This is a genomic window from uncultured Friedmanniella sp., from assembly GCF_964244005.1.
Lineage (GTDB): Bacteria > Actinomycetota > Actinomycetes > Propionibacteriales > Propionibacteriaceae > Microlunatus.
The window spans coordinates 151,299-169,378 of the sequence record NZ_CAXTHG010000001.1; the positions used below are offsets into that span (position 1 = coordinate 151,299).

The 18,080-nt window shown below is 71.2% G+C and carries 16 protein-coding genes; 5 read left to right on the forward strand and 11 right to left on the reverse strand.

Translation table 11 applies throughout. The features are described from left to right. Positions 1 to 45: 45 nt before the first annotated feature. The 4 genes from ACFE76_RS00700 (at position 46) to ACFE76_RS00715 (ending at position 4,603) form a co-directional block, all read left to right on the forward strand. Entirely contained in the window at positions 46 to 1,581 is a 1,536-nt protein-coding gene (locus tag ACFE76_RS00700; RefSeq protein WP_375429806.1) for a serine/threonine-protein kinase, read from the forward strand. After that, positions 1,581 to 2,708 carry a serine/threonine-protein kinase gene (locus ACFE76_RS00705; protein WP_375429807.1) on the forward strand — a complete coding sequence of 376 codons (1,128 nt, stop codon included), beginning with the start codon at positions 1,581 to 1,583 and terminating at the stop codon, positions 2,706 to 2,708. The genes ACFE76_RS00700 and ACFE76_RS00705 overlap by 1 nt, the downstream gene beginning before the upstream one ends. Then, positions 2,705 to 3,862, forward strand: a complete 1,158-nt coding sequence (locus ACFE76_RS00710) for a BTAD domain-containing putative transcriptional regulator (protein ID WP_375429808.1) — start codon at positions 2,705 to 2,707, stop codon at positions 3,860 to 3,862. The genes ACFE76_RS00705 and ACFE76_RS00710 overlap by 4 nt, the downstream gene beginning before the upstream one ends. 315 nt (positions 3,863 to 4,177) lie before the next feature. Next, positions 4,178 to 4,603, forward strand: a complete 426-nt coding sequence (locus ACFE76_RS00715) for a hypothetical protein (protein WP_375429809.1) — start codon at positions 4,178 to 4,180, stop codon at positions 4,601 to 4,603. Between the two features lie 177 nt (positions 4,604 to 4,780). Here the strand turns inward: ACFE76_RS00715 and ACFE76_RS00720 are convergent, their stop codons facing one another. The 6 genes from ACFE76_RS00720 to glmS all read right to left on the reverse strand — a co-directional run bounded on the left by ACFE76_RS00720 (position 4,781) and on the right by glmS (position 13,166). After that, positions 4,781 to 7,021 (reverse strand): DEAD/DEAH box helicase, encoded by a 2,241-nt coding sequence (locus ACFE76_RS00720; RefSeq protein ID WP_375429810.1) that lies wholly within the window; start codon positions 7,019 to 7,021, stop codon positions 4,781 to 4,783. A 186-nt stretch (positions 7,022 to 7,207) separates the two neighbouring features. Beyond that, the gene (locus ACFE76_RS00725) at positions 7,208 to 8,281 is read right to left on the reverse strand and encodes an alpha/beta fold hydrolase (protein ID WP_375429811.1); all 1,074 of its coding nucleotides are present in this window, start codon (positions 8,279 to 8,281) and stop codon (positions 7,208 to 7,210) included. 11 nt (positions 8,282 to 8,292) lie between these two features. Then, positions 8,293 to 9,453, reverse strand: coding sequence for an alanine racemase (alr, locus tag ACFE76_RS00730; RefSeq protein ID WP_375429812.1), 1,161 nt, complete (start codon positions 9,451 to 9,453; stop codon positions 8,293 to 8,295). Beyond that, a complete protein-coding gene (locus tag ACFE76_RS00735; protein ID WP_375429813.1) occupies positions 9,447 to 10,925 on the reverse strand; it encodes an NAD(P)H-hydrate epimerase in 1,479 nt (492 codons plus the stop codon). The genes alr and ACFE76_RS00735 overlap by 7 nt, the downstream gene beginning before the upstream one ends. Before the next feature lie 49 nt (positions 10,926 to 10,974). Beyond that, entirely contained in the window at positions 10,975 to 11,325 is a 351-nt protein-coding gene (locus ACFE76_RS00740; protein ID WP_375429814.1) for a holo-ACP synthase, read from the reverse strand. Beyond that, positions 11,322 to 13,166, reverse strand: coding sequence for a glutamine--fructose-6-phosphate transaminase (isomerizing) (glmS, locus tag ACFE76_RS00745; protein WP_375429815.1), 1,845 nt, complete (start codon positions 13,164 to 13,166; stop codon positions 11,322 to 11,324). The genes ACFE76_RS00740 and glmS overlap by 4 nt, the downstream gene beginning before the upstream one ends. 88 nt (positions 13,167 to 13,254) lie before the next feature. Between glmS and coaA the strand changes: the two genes are divergently transcribed. Continuing rightward, on the forward strand, positions 13,255 to 14,205 hold the full coding sequence (gene coaA / locus ACFE76_RS00750) for a type I pantothenate kinase (protein WP_375429816.1): 951 nt from the start codon (positions 13,255 to 13,257) through the stop codon (positions 14,203 to 14,205). On the opposite strand, the gene ACFE76_RS00755 is transcribed toward coaA, so the two are convergent. Genes ACFE76_RS00755 through ACFE76_RS00775 form a run of 5 tightly spaced genes read right to left on the reverse strand, consistent with a single transcriptional unit; the run spans position 14,177 to position 17,448 of the window. After that, positions 14,177 to 14,599, reverse strand: coding sequence for an ATP-binding cassette domain-containing protein (locus ACFE76_RS00755; protein ID WP_375429817.1), 423 nt, complete (start codon positions 14,597 to 14,599; stop codon positions 14,177 to 14,179). The genes coaA and ACFE76_RS00755 overlap by 29 nt on opposite strands. Beyond that, positions 14,596 to 15,243: an ATP-binding cassette domain-containing protein gene (locus ACFE76_RS00760; protein ID WP_375429818.1), complete on the reverse strand. Its 648-nt coding sequence runs from the start codon at positions 15,241 to 15,243 to the stop codon at positions 14,596 to 14,598. The genes ACFE76_RS00755 and ACFE76_RS00760 overlap by 4 nt, the downstream gene beginning before the upstream one ends. A gap of 35 nt (positions 15,244 to 15,278) precedes the next feature. Continuing rightward, positions 15,279 to 16,760, reverse strand: coding sequence for a hypothetical protein (locus ACFE76_RS00765; RefSeq protein ID WP_375429819.1), 1,482 nt, complete (start codon positions 16,758 to 16,760; stop codon positions 15,279 to 15,281). A 38-nt stretch (positions 16,761 to 16,798) separates the two neighbouring features. Further along, entirely contained in the window at positions 16,799 to 17,212 is a 414-nt protein-coding gene (locus ACFE76_RS00770) for a hypothetical protein (RefSeq protein ID WP_375429820.1), read from the reverse strand. Beyond that, positions 17,209 to 17,448 (reverse strand): hypothetical protein, encoded by a 240-nt coding sequence (locus ACFE76_RS00775; protein WP_375429821.1) that lies wholly within the window; start codon positions 17,446 to 17,448, stop codon positions 17,209 to 17,211. Before ACFE76_RS00775 ends, ACFE76_RS00770 begins: the two co-directional genes overlap by 4 nt. Positions 17,449 to 18,080: the final 632 nt, after the last annotated feature.

Below are 18,080 nucleotides of genomic sequence, written 5' to 3' on the forward strand. Positions count from 1 at the left end.
TCGCCGCTAGGCGGGGTGGCCTCGCGTGATCGACGGGAGTGTCTCATGCGGGTTGGGATCTACGAAGTCGTGGGCCGGGTGGCCGCAGGTCCGTCCAGCTCGGTCTGGAAGGGTCGAGACCCGGGTCTGGGCATCGACGTGGCGCTCAAGCAGCTGCACGCCGCCCAGGCCGACGCGATGGATCGGCTGCGCTCCGAGGCTGCCGTGCTCGCGCGGCTGGACCACCCGAACATCGTGCGGGTCTTCGACCTCGTCACGGCTGACGACGGCCTGTGGCTGGCCGAGGAGTGGGTCGAGGGTGCCTCGCTGGCGACCATCATGTCCACGGCGGGGCGGCTCACCGTGGCCCAGACTCTCGGGGTGGTGCGGGGCGGACTGCTGGGCCTGGCCCACGCGCACCGCCAGGGGGTCGTCCACGGCGACTTCGCCCCGCAGAACATCCTGGTCGAGACCAGTGGTGAGTCCAAGCTGATCGACTTCGGCCTCGCCGGGACGCTCGGGCAGGTGGGCAGTGGCGGCACGCCGGGCTTCGCCAGCCCCGAGTCGCTGGCGAGCCAGCCGCTCTCGCTCACCTCCGACGTCTACTCCGCGGCTGCCGTGGTCACCCGGGCGTTGCGCAAGGCGAGCAGCGTGACCGCCGAGGGCGTCCCGGTTGGCACGGTCGAGCTGGGCGGATTGCCGGCGCCGGTCGTCCCGGTGCTGCAGCGCGCCCTCTCCACCGACCCTGCCCTGCGGCACCCCGACGCGCAGTCCTTCCTGGACGACTTCAGCGACGCCGCCCAGCGAGCGTTCGGGGCGGGGTGGTGGACCACCGCCGGCGTAGGTACGGCAGCGGCCGCCGCGACACCGGCCCTCCTCGCCGTCCTGGGAGCAGGCGCCGGGGCCGGAGCGGTGGCGACGGAGGTGGCCGCGGGTGGCGGCAGCCCCGTGATGTCGACAGCGGTCCGGAGCGTGAGGCACGTGGGGCGCGTGGGCCGAGCACCGGCCGCCATCGCCGCGGTCGCCGGCGTGGCGGTCCTCGCGGTGGTTGGTGCCGCCGTCGCCGTGAACCGGTCCGACTCCTCGACCACCACCGCAGTGCCAGCGGCCGCGCCGGTCAGCGCTGCGGCGGAACCGGTCTCGGTCAGGACTCCCTCGCCGACCCCGTCAGCTAGTCCCAAGCCAGCCCAAGCAGGTTTCGTCGGCCGCTACCGATACCGGGAGACAGTGACCGCGAGCAACACCTCGTACTACAAGGTGGGCAGCAAGGTCACCCAGACCTGGACGGTGACCACCCGCTGTGCCAAGAAGTGCGAGAGCACCGTCGACGACAGCAGCTCCGAGCGGACCCTGACCAGCAAGGCCGGTGGTCTGGGCGAGAACTTCACCTACGAGTCTGACTGCATCGACACCAAGACCAAGAAGAAGCAGGGCTATACGGTCACCAGCCGGTACAAGCGCACCCTGAGCGTCAGCAAGAGCGACGAGCGCGGTGTCGTGTCGATGAAGGGCTCCGCGGTCGACCTTCAGCTCGACAAGTGCAAGAACCAACAGGTGCCGCTGCAGAGGGTGACCTGGCGGATCACCGTCGAGCGGATCTGATGCCGGGCCTTGCCTTCGACCTGCCCGCGGGCTTCGAGTTCGTCCGGGTGCTCGGCTACGGCGCGAACGGCATCGTGGTCCTCGCCCGCCAGCTCGCGCTGGACCGTCTCGTCGCCGTCAAGACGATCCGGGTCATCACCGCCTCGGCTGACGTCGAGCGGCTACGGCGAGAAGCCAGGGTCCTCGCGGCTCTGCGGCACCCGAACATCCTCCCGGTCTTCCAGCTGCACGAGGGCCCGGCCTCGCTCGCGATGGTGATGAAGCACCAGCCTCGCGGGGACCTGGGCGCGGCGGCCGCCACGTTGACGGGCAGCCAGGTCGTGGACGCGCTCGGCGACCTGGCGGCGGCGCTGGCCGCCGCGCACCAGCAAGGGATCGTGCACCGCGACGTCAAACCGGCGAACGTGCTGCTCGACGAGAACGGCCGGGCGGTCCTCGCCGACTTCGGGCTGGCCCGGCTGCCCCGCGACGCGAACGCCTTTCGTACCGTCGGCTCCGTCGTGACGGGCACCCCCCTCTACCTCGCTCCCGAGCAGATCCTGCACCCCCAGCTGGAAGCGCCCAGCATTGACCACTACGCGTTCGGGGTGCTCGCCTACCAGCTGGTGACCGGTCGGTGGCCCTACGCCCCGCCGACGTGGCACTCGGTCACGGAGTCCCACCTGCACGCCGTGCCCGTCCCCGCGAACGAGGTGCTGCCCGGTCTGCCGACCAGCGTCGCCGCCGAGCTGAGCAGCCTGTTGGAGAAGGACGCCCGCCGCCGCGGCCGTCCCGACGAGCTCCTCCGTGCCCTGGACGGTCTCACCCCCGACCGCTGGGACGCGCTCATCCCCGGCCGGGCGGCCGTCCTCGACGCTGCTGCACCGGCGACCACCGACCTGGGGACCGAGCAGGGCCCGCCTGCTCTGGCGGCCGGTACGGCGGACCTCGGCCTCGAGCGGCCGCCACTGGCGGCTGGACGGTCTGAGCCGGCAACCACGCTCCAGGTCGCGGACGGGCCTCCGTCCTGGGTGGTGCCCCCGGTCTACCGACCGGCGCGCGGCCGGCTGCTGGGGTTCCGGCTGGCCATCGCCGTCCTCGGCATCAGCCTCGGCGTTCTCGGCTACTTGGCGTGGTTGCACCGGTGAGCCCGTCTCTCCCGGCCGCGACCCCGCTGAGGTACGAGGTCCTCGGCCCCCTCCGGGTGCTGCTCGGGGGTCAGCCGATCGCACTGGGCGGGGCCCACCAACGGGCGATCCTCGGGCTGTGCCTGGTGAACCGCAACCGAGTGGTGTCGATGGACACCCTGATCGAGGAGATCTGGCACGACGCCCCGCCCCGGTCGGCCGTGTCGAGCGTCCACGTCGCCGTCTCGGGGCTCCGCCGGACCCTGCCGAACGCGGACGAGCCGAGCGCGGGCGCATCCCGGGGCAGCGTGCTGCAGACCAGCCCGCCGGGCTACCGCTTGGTCGTCGACGACGCCAGCGTCGACCTCGTCGAGCTCACCGCTCGCCGCGACCGTGGCGCCGCCGACCTGCGGGCAGGACGCCCGGAGCAGGCCGCCGAGTCGCTCGCGAGCGCACTCGCTCTGTGGCGCGGCGTACCCCTGGAAGACCTGCAGCGGTTCCCCTTCGCCGTCGACTTCGCGACGGCCCTCGGTGAGGTGCGGCTGCTCACCCTCGAGCTCAGGCTGGACGCCGACCTGCAGTGCCACCGCTATGAGGCGGTGCTGCCCGAGCTGTTGGACCTCACCGTCCGCCATCCCCTGCGAGAAGAGCTCTGGGCGAAACAGGCCGTGGCGTTCTACCACCTCGGTCGCCAAGCGGAAGGTTTGGCGACGCTGCAGCGCCTCCGGGAGGTGCTCGACGCCGAGCTCGGGATCGACCCCAGCCCGGCGGTCAAGCAGCTCGAGCTCGACATCCTCCGCCAGAACCTGCGGCGTGAGGATCCCCGACCCCACCCGCCGGCCGTACTGGCAGCAACGGTCGGGGAGCCGACCAACGAGGTCGCCTCCGAGCTCGTCTCCGCCACCGGAGAGGTCTTCCGCCTGCTACCGCGGACCCGGGTCGGACGCGACCCGGACAGCGACGTCGTCATCGCCGACGACCGGGCCAGCCGGCAGCACGCCTTCATCTACCTCACCCCGGCCGGTCTCGTCCTCTCCGACCTGAAGTCGCGGAACGGGACCCTGCTCAACGGCCGACGCGTCGTCGAGGACGAACCCCTCCACGACGGCGACGTGATCGAGATCGGCCGCACCTCGCTCACACTGCGCGCTCTTGGGCGCATGACCGGGACGTAGGTCGGTCGTCAGCGGCTCCCGTGAAGGTCAGGCCATGACTACCTCACGCGCTCGCATCGCCGTTGCTCCGCTCGCGCTCCTCGCGCTGATCCTCGCTCTACAGCGACGTCGATCCGACGACCCTCGGGGACAGCATCTGCAACGTGGCCAACTGCGTCGCCAAGGCCGGTTACTTCCAGCTGTCGTACTCCGGAACTACGTCGACCTTCTATCGGAGCCACCCATTCTGCTCGATAAGAATCGCTTAAGTGCGCCGTAAGCGGGTGGCCACAGGATCGTGTTCAGGTCAACCACCCGCTACTCAAGGAGAACGACATGAACACCACCGCTACCACCCCCACCACTCGTCAGCCCCGTCGCCACGTCCGTCGGCTGCTCATCCGGTCGGCGATCGCGGTGGCGGCCTCGGCCCTCGGCGTCGTCGGACTCGCCGTGCCGGCCTCGGCCGCGACGCAGTCGGGAACCGTGTGCTTCCGGCACCCGAACGGGAGCCCCTACACGTACACGACGTACGCGCAGCAATGGAATGCGGCCGCTCAGGCGTGGCAGAACATCGGTACTGACGCCGGCAGCGTCAACGGCTGTGAGCGGTGGAACCTCCCGGCCAACCAGACGATCAAGTTCCAGGCCTTCTACCGCGTCGGCCGCGTCTGCTTCATCGGCAACAGCCCCTACGCCTACGTCACGCCGGGGTCGAGCTGGGACTTCAAGGTCAACCGGGTCGACCAGGTCAACTGCTGACCCAGCGTCGAGCGCTGACCAGTGCTCCCTGGCTGAGCGTCCGGGGCTGATGTCGGTGCCCGCCGGGGATCTGCGGAGCATCGGTCAGCGGCCGGAAACGCCACAGGCTCCCGGCAACAGCCGGGAGCCTGTGTGTTGTTCAGTGCCGAGCGGGTCTGCTCGACTGACCGGGTGAGGTCAGCGGTCGAAGCTGCGACGCGGTCCGCTGCGCTTGCCCTCGTAGCCGCCGGAGCGGGAACGCGGGCCGCGGGAGCCGCGGTCGCCACCGAAGGGCTTGCGGTTGCTGCGCGGCGGAGCGATCAGCCGCTCGTAGTCGACGGAGGAGACCGGGACACCGCTCGGCTGACGCGCACCGGTGATGGTGGCGACCGCCGCATCGCCGGGCTGGCCGGTGAGCGACTCGGGCTTGACGCCGGCCTGGGAGGTGAGCCGGGTCATCTCGCGACGCTGATGCGGCAGCGCGAGCGTGACGACGACGCCGGTGCCACCGGCGCGGGCCGTACGGCCGGCGCGGTGCAGGTACTCCTTGGGACCGGCCGGCGGGTCGACCTGGAGGACCAGGCCCACCTCGTCGACGTGGATGCCGCGGGCCGCGACGTCGGTGGCGACGAGGACGGGCAGGTCGCCCTCCTTGAAGACCGACAGGATCCGCGTCCGGGCGCCCTGGGTGAGGCCACCGTGCAGGGCCCCGGCCATCACGCCGGCGTCCCGCAGCTGCTCGGCGACACGGTCGGCGCCGCGCTGGGTGCGGACGAAGACGACCGTACGGCCGCCGCGACCGGCGATCTCGGCGGTCAGGGTCGCCTTGTCGTGCGGGGCGACGTAGACCAGGTGGTGGGCCATCGTGGTGACGCTGGCCTGGCTCGAGTCGACCTCGTGGGTGACCGGGTTGCTCAGGTAGCGCCGGACGAGCCGGTCGATCGCGCCGTCGAGCGTGGCGGAGAAGAGCATCCGCTGACCGCCGGCAGGGACGGTGTCGAGGATCTGGGTGACCGCCGGCATGAAGCCGAGATCGGCCATGTGGTCGGCCTCGTCGAGCACGACGACCTCGACGCGGGTCAGGTCGACCGCGTTCTGGTCCATCAGGTCGATCAGCCGGCCCGGGGTGGCGACGACGATGTCGACGCCACGCTGGAAGGCGCGCAGCTGCGGGGTGTAGGACATGCCGCCGGCGATCAGCACCGTCGACAGGCCGGCAGTGCGGGCCAGCGGGGTGAGCACGTCGGTGACCTGCATGGCCAGCTCGCGGGTCGGGACGAGCACGAGGCCGCGGGGCTGGGTGCTGGTGCCGCCGGAGAGGCGGGTCACCATCGGCAGACCGAAGGCGAGCGTCTTGCCCGAACCGGTCTGGCCGCGGCCGAGGACGTCACGACCCTTGAGTGCGTCCGGGATGGTCGCGGTCTGGATCGGGAAGGGGCTGGTGATGCCGCCGGCGGTGAGCGCGCTCACCAGGGCGGGCGGCAGACCGAGGCCGGCGAAGTCGCCGGAGGTCGAGGTCGGGGCGGCGACGGGAGCGGCCACGGTGGGGGCGCTCACTTCGCGCTCCGGCTGGTCGTCAGTGCGACGGTCGTCGCGAGGGCTGGTACGGACGTGCTCACTGCGGTTCTCCGAACGGGGACGGTCGTCCCGGTTGAACGTGGGGCGACGGTCGTCGCGGTTGACGGCGGGACGGTCGTCCCGGTTGAAACTGGGGCGACGGTCGTCCCGGTCGAACGACGGGCGGCGGTCGTCCCGGTCGAACGACGGGCGGCGGTCGTCGCTACGGGCCGGGCGGCGGTCGTCGGTCCGGTTCTCCCAGCGCGGTCGGCTGTCCCGGCTGAACGACGGCCGGTCGTCGCGGTTGAACGACGGACGACGCTCATCCCGATCGTTCGACGGACGACGGTCATCCCGGTTGTACGAGGGGCGGTCGTCCCGGTTGTACGAGGGGCGGTCGTCCCGCTTGTACGAGGGGCGGTCGTCCCGGTTGAACGACGGGCGACGCTCATCCCGATCGTTCGACGGACGACGGTCGTCCCGGTTGAAGGCGGGGCGGTCGTCCCGGTTGAAGGCGGGGCGGTCGTCCCGGTTGAAGGCGGGGCGACGGTCGTTGCGATCGGTCGAGGGACGACGGTCGTCGCTGCGGTTCTCCCAGCGGGGCCGGTCGTCGCGGGCCGAGGAGGGGCGACGGTCGTCGCGGGCCGGGCCGGCGCTACGGACGCTGTCGCTGCGCCGCTCGGGACGGACGTCCTCGCGACGCTCCGGACGGGACGTACCCCAGGTGGTGGCCGGCTGGCCGCCACGACGACGGGGGTCGTGGCCGCGCTCCTTGCGTTCGCTGGAGCTCCAGCGCTTCTTCTCGGTGCCGTCGGACTTGAAGGACTTCGGCCCGCGAGACTTGGCGGTGTTGGATCGAGAGGGGGGCTTGCTGGCAGGCATGGAACTCACACTTCTGTCCGGCGATGCGGACCTTGGTTCAGGCACGTCAACGCCCGAACCATCTGTGGTGAGGTGGGAAGACGAGCCTACGAGCGCATTCTCCGTCGGGAGCGCGCGGTGTCCGAACTGTGGAGCAGCCGGAAGGTCAAATATTACCAGTTGTGCCGCCGATTCGAGAATCGCCGCTCAGGTCTCCCGGAGAGAACGGTCCCGAACCCGCTGCACGAGCTGGTCGAGCACGGTGTTGAACACGTCGGGGTGCTCGATCATTCCCATGTGACCGCAGGCGGGGAGGCAGCGCGCGTCCGCCTCGGGCAGCAGCTCGCGGATCCGCTCGGTGCGCTCGATGGGGAGGATCAGGTCGTTCTCGCCGCCGACGACGGCCGCCTCGACCCGACGGAGCACCTCGAGCGCGCGGTACTCGTCCAGCTCGGCAAAGGCGGGGTAGAAGTCGGTCAGCACCTCCAGCGGCGTCCGGCTCAGCATCTCGCTCATGAACTCGACCTCGTCCACGCCGACCGCGGAGCCGTACGACATTCGCCGCGTCACCAGATAGCTGAGGTCAGAACCGGAGCCCCGGCGCTCCACCAGCCGCGGCAGCCGGTTCAGCGCCGCAAGCAACCCGGGCGCGACGCTCGAGAACATCCGTCCCGGAATGGCCGGGAGCGGCGAGTAGTCCGCCATCTCCCCCGCCGCGGTCGAGAACAGGGCCACCCCCAGCACCCGGCTGCCGAAGAGCTCAGGCCGGGTCTGGGCCAGCCGCATGATCGTCATCCCGCCCATCGAGTGCCCGACCAGGACGACCGGACCGGGTGGCACCACCTCCTCGAGCACCTGGACGAGGTCGTCGGTCAATACAGGCAGCCGGCAACGCTCGGGCGCGGACCGGGTCGACCGGCCGTGGGAGCGCTGGTCGTAGAGGACGGCGCGCGGCCGGTTCGCCCCGAGCTGGCGGAGGTGCACCCGTTGGAAGTGCCAGCACTCCAGGCTGAGCGCGTAGCCGTGCACGAACACCACCGTCAGGTCGTCCTCGGGGTCCGCCGGCGGGTCGATCTCGGTGTGCAGCACGACGCCGTCGGGGGTGGTGACGTCCGGCCCGGGTGACTGCAGGGAAAAGTAGGACACCCCGCCGCCGTCGTCCTCCGCTGCGTGCCGCGCGTGGATCCGGGCCGTGACGAGGCGGCGTTCGAGCTCGCGACCCGCGACCACGCCACCGGCGGCGAGCGCCAGCACGCCGGCGACCAGGGCGGTCTCGGCCACCGCCGCCCGCGTCAGGAGACCGACCCCTGGTCGAGGTAGCGGCGCGGCACCCGGGCGCCGATCCGGGTGACGATCTCGTAGCCGATCGTGTCGCACCAGACCGCCCACTCGGCCGCCGTCGGCTCACCGGCGTCGCCGGGACCGAAGAGGACGACCTCCGCCCCGGGTTCGGCGTCCGCGTCGGGGCCGAGCTCGACGACGAGCTGGTCCATGCAGATCCGGCCGCGCACCGGCGCGCGACCGGCGCCGAAGGCGACCTCGGCGCGGTTGCCGGCGTGTCGGGGGATGCCGTCGGCGTAGCCGAGCGGGACCAGGCCCACGGTGGTGCGCCCGGGGGCGGTCCAGACCCAGCCGTACGAGACGCCCGCGCCGGCCGGGATCGGCTTGACGTTCGCCAGGGTCGCGCGCAGCGTCATCACCGGTCGCAGCTCGACCCCGGCCAACGCAGCGAGTCCGGGCGCCGGCTCGACCCCGTACGCGGCGATGCCGACCCGGACCAGGTCGTAGCGGGCCTGAGGCAGCAGCAGGGCGCCGGCCGAGTTGGCCAGGTGCCGCAGCTGTGGTCGCAGGCCGGCCGCCCGCGCCTCGGCGCAGGCCCGCTCGAACGCCGCGACCTGGACCTCGACCGAGGGGTGGCCGGGTTCGTCGGCGGCGGCGAGATGCGACCAGACGGCGACCACCTCGAGCGCACCGACCTGCTCGGCCTCGGCGGCGGCGGCGAACAGCTCACCCCACCCGGCCGGCTCGGCGCCGTTGCGGGAGAGCCCGGTGTCGACCTTGAGGTGGACCCGCGCCCGCCGCTCGGTCACCGCCGCGGCGGCCACCGCTCGGGAGACCTGGTCCGGGGACTGCAGCGAGACGTCGACGTCGGCGGCCACGAGCGGCGTCAGGTCCTCGTTGACGCCGTAGAGCCAGGCCAACACGCGGCCATCGTCACCGGCCTCCCGCAACGCGATCGCTTCCCCGGGGGTGGCCACCCCGAGCCACTCGACGCCGGCGGCGCGGGCTGCGGCAGCGCAGCGCAGCATGCCGTGGCCGTACGCGTCCGCCTTGACCACGACCATCAGGGTCGCCTCGCCCACAACCCCGCGGAGGGCCGCAATGTTGGCCCGGAAGGCGTCGAGGTCGATGTCGGCGCGCGCGGTGCCGGGGTCGATCAGCTCCGTCACCACCTGCGGCGCACCAGCTCGTCGCGGCGACGCTGCAGGTCACCGAGCAGCGACCCGATGGCTCTGGCCAGCTCCTGCGGCGGGACGGCTCCGGGATGGGCCTCGGCGGCGGCCGCTTGAATCGACGCACCCAGCTGTCCGGCGTACTGCGGCCGATGCACGGCGGCCAGCAGAGCTGCACAGACACCGGCCAGCACGTCTCCGGAACCGGCCTGGGCGGTCCAGGCCGGGCCGGGCCGGGCGACGAAGACGGTGTCGCGGTCGGGCCGAGCGACCAGCTGGGTGGCGCCCTTGAGCAGCACGGTGGCGCCGGTCTGCTCGGCACCAGCCCGGACGGCGCGCAGCGGGTCAGCCTCGACCTTGCTCCGCGGCACGTCGAGCAGCCGCGCCAGCTCGCCGGCGTGCGGGGTCAGCAGCCACTCTTCCGGACAGCGGTCCGGCAGGTAGCGCAACCCGTCCGCGTCGACGACGGCCGGCAGGCCCTCTTCAGCGGCACGGAGCAGCACGTCGCGACCGTCCGCGCGGTCGCCCCAGCCAGACCCGAACAGGTTGGCCTGGACCCGACCGGGAGAGAAAACGACGCTGGGCAGCTGCGCGCCGATGATCTGCGCCGGCCGCTCTGAGCCGAGAAAGCGGACCATGCCGGCGCCGGCGTAGACCGCGCCGTAGGTGGACAGGACTGCTGCGCCCGGATAGGTGTCCGAACCGGTGTCAATGCCGACGACGCCCCGCGCGTACTTGTCGCCGTCGGCCGGCGGGTATGGCCAGGCCTGGGCCAGGACGTCGTCGGACAGGCCTTGAAGAACGGGCAGCTCGTTGGGGTCGGCATCGTCCAGCCCGATGTCGACCAGCTCGATCTCACCGCACCGGCTGCGCGCCGGTTCGACCAGGTGACAGGGCTTGAGCACGCCGAAGGTCACCGTCCGGGTGGCCTGGATCGCCGGTCCGGGCACCGCTCCGGTGTCGGTGTCGACCCCGGACGGGAGGTCGACAGCCAGGAGGGGGATCGACCAGCGTCCGGTCACCGCGACGAAATCCGTCAGCGGGGCGGTCAGCCCGGCCCGGCCGCCGATCCCGAGGATGCCGTCGACGAAGAGATCGATCGGCGGCCGTGGCACCGCGCCCAGGTTGACCAACCCGGCCTCCTCGGCCGAGCGCAGGACCCCGCCGGCGGCGAGCAGTGCGGCCAATCCGGCCTCGTGCGTCCGGCCGAGGCAGAGCACCGCGGTCACCCGGACGCCCCGACGGGCCAGCCGGGCCCCGGCGTACAGCGCGTCGCCGGCGTTGTTGCCGGTCCCGGCCAGGATCACGACGCGGGCGCCGTAGACCGAGCCGCGGATCTGGCGTAGCAGGTCGAGGGCACTGCGGGCCAGGCCATGGGCGGCCCGCTGCATCAGCACGTTCGGCCCTTCGACCGCCATCACGGCCTGCTCCAGGGCGCGCACCTGGTCGGCGCGGTAGGCGAAAGAGGTCACGACCAGGCCGTACGAGCGAAGCGAGTTCCAGCCCTCGCGGCGAGCGAAGTCATGACTCGCACACCACCATCGCCGAGGCGATGCCGGCGTCGTGGGACAACGAGAGGTGGATGCTGCCGATGCCCAGCTCGGCAGCGCGGGCCGCGACCGTGCCGATGATCTTGAACGACGGCCGACCAAGATCATCAGTGAGCACCTCACAATCCAACCAGGACAGGCCGGACGGGGCACCGAGCGCCTTGGCGAGCGCTTCTTTGGCCGCGAACCGGGCGGCTTGGGAGGCCACGGGCCGCTCGGCCTCGGCCGGGGTGAACAGCCGGGTGACCATCCCGGGCCGGCGGGAGACCGCCGTGGCAAAGCGGCTGACGTCGCAGACGTCGATCCCCACCCCGACGATCACTCGACCGTGACCGACTTCGCCAGGTTGCGGGGCTGGTCGACGTCGTGGCCCTTACGGCTGGCCAGCTCGCAGGCGAAGACCTGTAGCGGCACGGTGGCCACCAGCGGCTGCAGCAGGGTGGAGACCCGCGGGAGGCGGATCAGCACGTCGGCGTAGGCGGTGACGTCATGATCATCTTCTTCGGCGAGCACGACCGTACGGGCGCCACGGGCTCGTACCTCCTGCAGGTTGGACAGCACCTTGGCGTGCAGCATGTCGCGGCCCTTGGGTGGCACGACCGCGAAGACGGGCAGCCCGGCCTCGAGCAGGGCGATCGGCCCATGCTTCAGCTCACCGGCGGCGAAGCCCTCGGCGTGGATGTAAGCCAGCTCCTTGAGCTTGAGCGCCCCCTCCAACGCGACTGGATAGCCGACGTGCCGGCCGAGGAAGAGCACCGATGGCGCGTCCACGAACTCCGCCGCGAGGTCGAGGACGGGCTGGATGTCGGCGAGCACGGCCGCGATCGCGTCCGGCATCGTGGCCAGCTCGGTCATCACCGCCGCGATCTCGTCGCCGAACTTCGTGCCCCGCACCTGCGCCAGGTAGAGCCCCAGCAGGTAGCAGGCGACCAGCTGGGTCAGGAAGCCCTTCGTCGAGGCCACCCCGATCTCGGGCCCGGCGTGGGTGTAGATCACCGCGTCGGCCTCGCGCGGGATGGTCGACCCGTTGGTGTTGCAGATCGCGAGCACCCGGGCGCGCTGCTCCTGGGCGTGCCGGATCGCCATCAAGGTGTCGGCGGTCTCACCGGACTGGCTGATCGCGACGACGAGCGTGGTCGGCCCGACGATCGGGTCGCGGTAGCGGAACTCGCTCGCCAGCTCGACCTCACACGGGATCCGGGTCCAGTGCTCGATCGCGTACTTGGCGACCATCCCGGCGTAGAACGCGGTGCCGCAGGCGATGATCACGATCTTGTCCACGCTGCGCAGCTCGTTCTCGCTGATCCGGATCTCGTCCAGCGTCAGCCGGGAGCTCGCGTCGTAGCGGCCGAGCAGCGTGTCGGCCACCGCCTGCGGCTGCTCGTAGATCTCCTTGCGCATGAACCAGTCGTAGCCACCCTTCTCGGCGGCGGAGAGGTCCCAGTCGACGTGGAACGGCCGGACCGAAGCGGGCTGCCCGTCGAAGGTGGTCACCTCGAAGTCGTCGGCGGTGATCCGGACGACCTGGTCCTGGCCCAGCTCGACGGCCTCGCGGGTGTGCTCGATGAAGGCGGCGACGTCGGAGGCGAGGAAGTTCTCCCCCGTGCCGACCCCGAGGACCAGCGGGGAGTTGCGGCGGGCGGCGACGACCGCGGTCGGGTCGTGGCTGTCCACGGCGACGAGGGTGAAGGTGCCGTCCAGGCGGGTGCAGACGGCTCGCATCGCATCGTCCAGCCGGTCGCCCGCCGACACCCGCTGACCGAGCAGGTGGGCGACGACCTCGGTGTCGGTCTCGGAGACCATGGTGATCCCGGCCGCCACCAGCTCGTCGCGCAGCAGGACGTAGTTCTCGATGATGCCGTTGTGCACCACGGCCACCCGCTGGTCGGAGGACAGGTGCGGGTGGGCGTTGACGTCGTTCGGACCGCCGTGCGTGGCCCAGCGGGTGTGCCCGATCCCGAGGCCCGTGGCCGGTATCGGCCGGTCGGCCAGCTCCTTCTCGAGGTTGCCCAGCTTGCCGGCCTTCTTGGCCAGGTGCAGGGCGCCGTCCGCGACGATGGCCACCCCGGCCGAGTCGTAGCCGCGGTACTCCAAGCGTCGGAGACCGCCGACGACGACGTCGACGGCCGCCTGGGGACCGACGTAGCCGACGATTCCGCACATGCGCGGAACCTTACCTGCTGCGACGCGACCCGCCCGGCTCTGACGCAACGGGTCCGCCACCTCAGTCGCACGCACTAGATTTCTGCCCATGCCGTCCGAAGCACGGGTCTTCGGACCGTACGTGGAGCGCAGCCGCGCCGACTGGGCGGCCCTGGCGGAGCAGACGGACCTGAGCCTGGACGCGGCCGCGCTCGAGCGGGTGCGAGGGCTCGGCGACCCGACGAGCCTGCTGGACGTACGCGAGGTGTACGTGCCGCTGAGCCGACTGCTGACGAAGTACGTGCTGCACACCGGTGAGCTGCACCGGTCGACGAGTGAGTTCCTGCGGCTCTCGGTCGACCGGACCCCGTTCGTGATCGGCATCGCGGGGTCTGTGGCGGTCGGCAAGTCCACCACCGCCCGGCTGTTGCGCGAGCTGCTGGCCGCGTGGCCGGAGCACCCCCGCGTTGATCTGGTGACCACCGACGGCTTCCTCTATCCCAACGCTGAGCTGCAGCGGCGGGGGCTGATGCAGCGCAAGGGCTTCCCCGAGTCCTACGACCGGCGGGCGCTGCTGCGGTTCGTGATGGACGTGAAGTCGGGTCGCGAGGAGATCAGCGCACCCGTCTACAGCCACCTCGTCTACGACATCGTGCCGGACACCGCCGTCGTGCTGCACCGCCCCGACATCGTGATCATCGAGGGCCTGAACGTGCTGCAGCCGGCCCGGGTCCACCCCGACGGCACCACCGGCCTGGCCGTCAGCGACTTCTTCGACTTCTCCGTCTACGTCGACGCCGACCCCGACGACGTCCGCGACTGGTACGTGAACCGCTTCCTCTCGCTGCGCGAGACCGCCTTCCGCGATCCGCGCTCCTACTTCACCCGGTACGGCGAGCTGAGCGCCGACCAGGCTATTCATCAGGCGCGCGAGGTCTGGGACACGATCAACGGACCCAACCTGGTGCAGAACATCCGGCCCACCCGCGGCCGGGCCACCGCCATCCTGCGCAAGGACTCCGACCACCACGTCAAGTGGGTCCGCATCCGTAAGGTCTGAGCAATCCTCGGGTAGCACCTGCACCTCCAGACGACGAGCGCCAAAGCGGGCCACGATGTCGTTCACCGTCCCGGCAGCGACCGCCCGGCCGGCCCCGCTTGCGCATGCCGAGCGAAAAACGCCGGCACGGCCGGCGGGCGACCGCCGTCAGCCCCGTCGAGGGCCGACCCACGACGGTCGTCGCACAGCCCAGTTCCCGGTAGTGCATGCCGTCCACCGTCGCAACACCGAGGTCAGATCGGACAAGACCAAGCAGCATCTTGAGCGTGGTGGTCTTACCTGCGCAGTTGGGACCCACCAGCCCTGTCACCTGACCGGCAGGCACGTCGAAGGACAGATCGTCCACCACACTTCGGCCCTGCCAGCTCTTCGTCAGGTGCTGCGCGCGGATCATCGGGGATCTCCAGCCTCAACGAGGCTGCGGCTGGGCAGCTCGACCACGGTGGTGGGCGTCAGCCCCGGCGGCATCTGATGGGCGACCAGAACGACGTCGAGCCCCGCGGCGACCCGCTCGCCGATCTCAGCGACCAGCACCGCAGCGCCCGACTCATCCAGCCCGTTGAACGGCTCGTCCATCAGCCAGAGCGGCACCGTCGGGACGGTGCACAGCACGATCCAGGCTTTGCGCAGGTTCCCGGTAGAGAGCTGATCCGACGGTACGTCCAGCCAAGGGCCCACTCCGTAGCGCTCACACCTCATCAGCGCGTCCGCCAATTCCACGACACGGGCGTCGGCGAGTAGCTGGAGGTGCTCGCGCAGGGTGAGCGTGGGGTAGAGCGCCGGTCGGCTGCGGCACACGCGCCGGAGCGGACGGGCGGTCCGAACATCACGGCCGTAGAGACCGGCCCCGCCTGTCCAGGGGTCCAGCCGACCAGCCAACACCTCGACCAACGTCGATTTTCCGGAGCCGTTGGCTCCGCGCAGCTGACCGAGACCCGACGGCAGGTGCACGTCCAGCTTGGTCAGCACCTCACGCCCGGGTCGGTAGCCGACACTCAGCTGATCCGTCCACACGACGGCATGATCGGTCGAGGTCACCAAGGGCTCCTTGGGGTTCTGCGGTGCGCGGATGGTTAGACGACTGGTGACAGGGGCGATGCAGCATGAAGTTCGGCCGACAGCCGTCGGCGTGCGACGACAGCGACGGCGGCCGTGACCACCAGGTCCCAGCCGAGCGCGGCCGATGTCGGCAGCAGGGCGTGCGGCGCGACCAGCAGCCCGCAGACCAGCGCCGTCAGCAGGCCGGCCACGACACCGGACTCGGTGGTGCCATCGGGCTGCTGCTCGCGGGTGGGATCGATCAGGTCGGCCCAGCATGCGGCCAGCAGCAGGCAGACCGCCAGGAGCACGGCTACCGGCGCGAGCCACCAGAGCCGGCCCACCACCGCCAAGGCCAGGCTGACGGGCACCAGAGTCGGGGCGAGAAGCCACAGGGTCTCACTGAGGTGGCGAGCCACCACACGCTGCGCGGGAAGGCCCGCGTCGACCAACCACCGCAGGGTGTCAACGTGTACCAGCGGACCTTGGCTCGCGACAACCGAGACCGCCAGCAGGAGACCGACTGTGCCGGCCAGACCGATCATCACCGTTTCACTCGGCCCACTCCACCACGGGAGCGCGGCAGCGAGTCCGCCCGACAGCGCGGCCACCAGCACCAGGCCACCCGCGAGGCGACGGTGGACGCGGGTGGCAAGCCGTCGGCCGCGGCGCACCTCAGCGGCAAGCACTGAGCGCACGGGGCGCTGGGGCCTCTCCAGCGTCCCCGGCCATGGTCCGCGCAACTCTCGGATGACCGACCTGAACGTCAGACCGCAACCCAGCACACCAGCACCGAGGAACACCCAGCCGAACGCGGTCAGCACGACGCCCGATGATGCGACTCGACCTACCAGGTGGAGCACGGTCGCGTCGTCCCAGTGAGGCACGGCCGGAAGCCAGTGACCCAGCTGCCGCCCGAGCGCCAGCCCGAGCAGCGCGGCTGGCACAGCTAGAACCCAGACCGAAAGCTCACGCCCGGAGCGCGCCAGCAGCGCGCTCACCTGGCTGCTGAGGACCGATACCGGCACGGGCAGCAGGCACCAGGCAACCAGGCCGGCAGGCACCGCGGATTCGGTCTGGGCCACCACGGCCAGTGCTAGCACCGTTGTCGTCGCGGCCGCGGTCATCCCGGGCAGCAGCACCCGGGCCTGCCACACCGTCAGCCGGCTCGCCTCGCACGCGTCCAGCACGTCAACATCGGCCGGTCGAGCGATTGCGGCGCGCTGGGCGGGGAGCACCCCGAGCACCACCAGGCGAGCGCAACCAACCAGCAGTAGCCAAGGCAGCAGCCCGGCGAGGTCGCCCGGCCGACCGGTCAGCGCCGCCATCACGATCCCCAGCAATGCGGCCACACCGACGAGTGCCGCCGCACCTCCCAGCATGATCAGAGCGGCCACCGCCGCCGCGCACCGACGCAGCCCGAGCACAGAGGCGGGCACCTGGTTGCGCCGGCACCAGCGCAGCGCATCGGCCAACCAGACCTGGCGGACGCCCAAGGCCGCGGGGCGTGCGGTCACCGCGAGGCGAGGGTCCGAGGACCTCGGGAGAACCGACATCAGGACCGCCGTGGGCCTGGTCGGGCAGCCGCCCAGACGACGGCCACGCATGCCGCAGCGGACGAAGCTACCGGGAGCCAAAACAGGGGGGCCAGCAATTCACCCCGCAGCACGGCCACCGTGCAGACCGCCGTCACCAGGGCGAGCACATGCAGGCCCACGCCAGCCATGGGCACGATGGCAGGACGGAAGGCCCACGGCAGCGTCGCGAGCCCCAGGACCCCGAAGGTGATCGCGGCCAACCTCCGCAAGCTCAGCAACAGTTCGTTGGCCGCGGGCGGCGGGAACTGCGGCTGCTGGTCCCAGAGCGACCCAGCCACCGCAGCGGCGAGCAGCAGGACGACGGATCCCAGCGTGGTGGCCAGCTGGAGGCCGCGCAGGGCTGGACGGAGGCTGCTGGAGGCGGTGTTCAATGCGTCTTCTCCAGCTGGAGGGCAGCGGTTGTGACGTCCAACACCCGGCTGGCCAGCCGGGTCGGTACGGCGATCCGCCGCTCGATGGCCGCGTCCACCGCACGTCCGAGACCTCGAACCAGTACGTACACCAGGGCCGTACCCAGGACCACCACGGCCAGAGCCGCATTCACAGCCAGACCCCATTGGTCACTGTCGACCTGTAGTCCGGCGGTGTGCAGAGTCTGGTCGAACATGGGCCGCCGATGCACCAGGGCAGCAGTCACGAGTGCGAGATTGGTGACCACCGCGAAGGGGCCGAGTACACCATGGAGATGTTGCTTCATCGTGGGAGACCTCCGAAGACCTCAAGGAAGGCGCCGACAGCGACCAACACAACTGCCGCCGCGCACCATGGACAGGACAGACGCAGACCAGCGAGACAAACCCGCCCGGCTGCTGCGGGGTTGGGCATAAGTCGTCCACCGCTCCAGCTAGAACGAGGGTGTGCACGGTCGGAAGCAAGCCGGCCACCGCAGCGCACAGCAGGCCCGCCAGCCCGAAAGCGGCGAACGGCAGCAGCGCCACGCCGAGATTCGTGAGGGGTTATCGGGATCAGCTCCGACCAGGGGCGGTGCCCTGGATCCTTCGCAGCGACGGGCAAGACCGGACCCGATGGCCCAGCCGATAACGGCGATGACGCCGGCCCCGAGACCGCCGGTGAGCAAGAGCCCAACGATCGCCGCCGCGGTGGCGCCAGCCATGATGGCGTCGACGATCTTGGTGGCCAACGCGTAGCTGCCCGCCGTGCCACCGGTGAGCATCCCGCGACGATGTCACTGGCCGCTGCGCCCAGCGCCGAGCCGACGGTGGCGAGTAGGGCGACGAC

Bases quoted from the DNA above. Each gene is read 5' to 3' on its own strand.
- ACFE76_RS00705 (WP_375429807.1), top strand. From the start codon at position 1,581: ATGCCGGGCCTTGCCTTCGACCTGCCCGCGGGCTTCGAGTTCGTCCGG.
- glmS (WP_375429815.1), bottom strand. From the start codon at position 13,166: ATGTGCGGAATCGTCGGCTACGTCGGTCCCCAGGCGGCCGTCGACGTC.
- ACFE76_RS00700 (WP_375429806.1), top strand. From the start codon at position 46: ATGCGGGTTGGGATCTACGAAGTCGTGGGCCGGGTGGCCGCAGGTCCG.
- coaA (WP_375429816.1), top strand. From the start codon at position 13,255: ATGCCGTCCGAAGCACGGGTCTTCGGACCGTACGTGGAGCGCAGCCGC.
- ACFE76_RS00720 (WP_375429810.1), bottom strand. From the start codon at position 7,021: ATGCCTGCCAGCAAGCCCCCCTCTCGATCCAACACCGCCAAGTCTCGC.
- ACFE76_RS00755 (WP_375429817.1), bottom strand. From the start codon at position 14,599: ATGATCCGCGCGCAGCACCTGACGAAGAGCTGGCAGGGCCGAAGTGTG.
- ACFE76_RS00775 (WP_375429821.1), bottom strand. From the start codon at position 17,448: ATGTTCGACCAGACTCTGCACACCGCCGGACTACAGGTCGACAGTGAC.
- ACFE76_RS00715 (WP_375429809.1), top strand. From the start codon at position 4,178: ATGAACACCACCGCTACCACCCCCACCACTCGTCAGCCCCGTCGCCAC.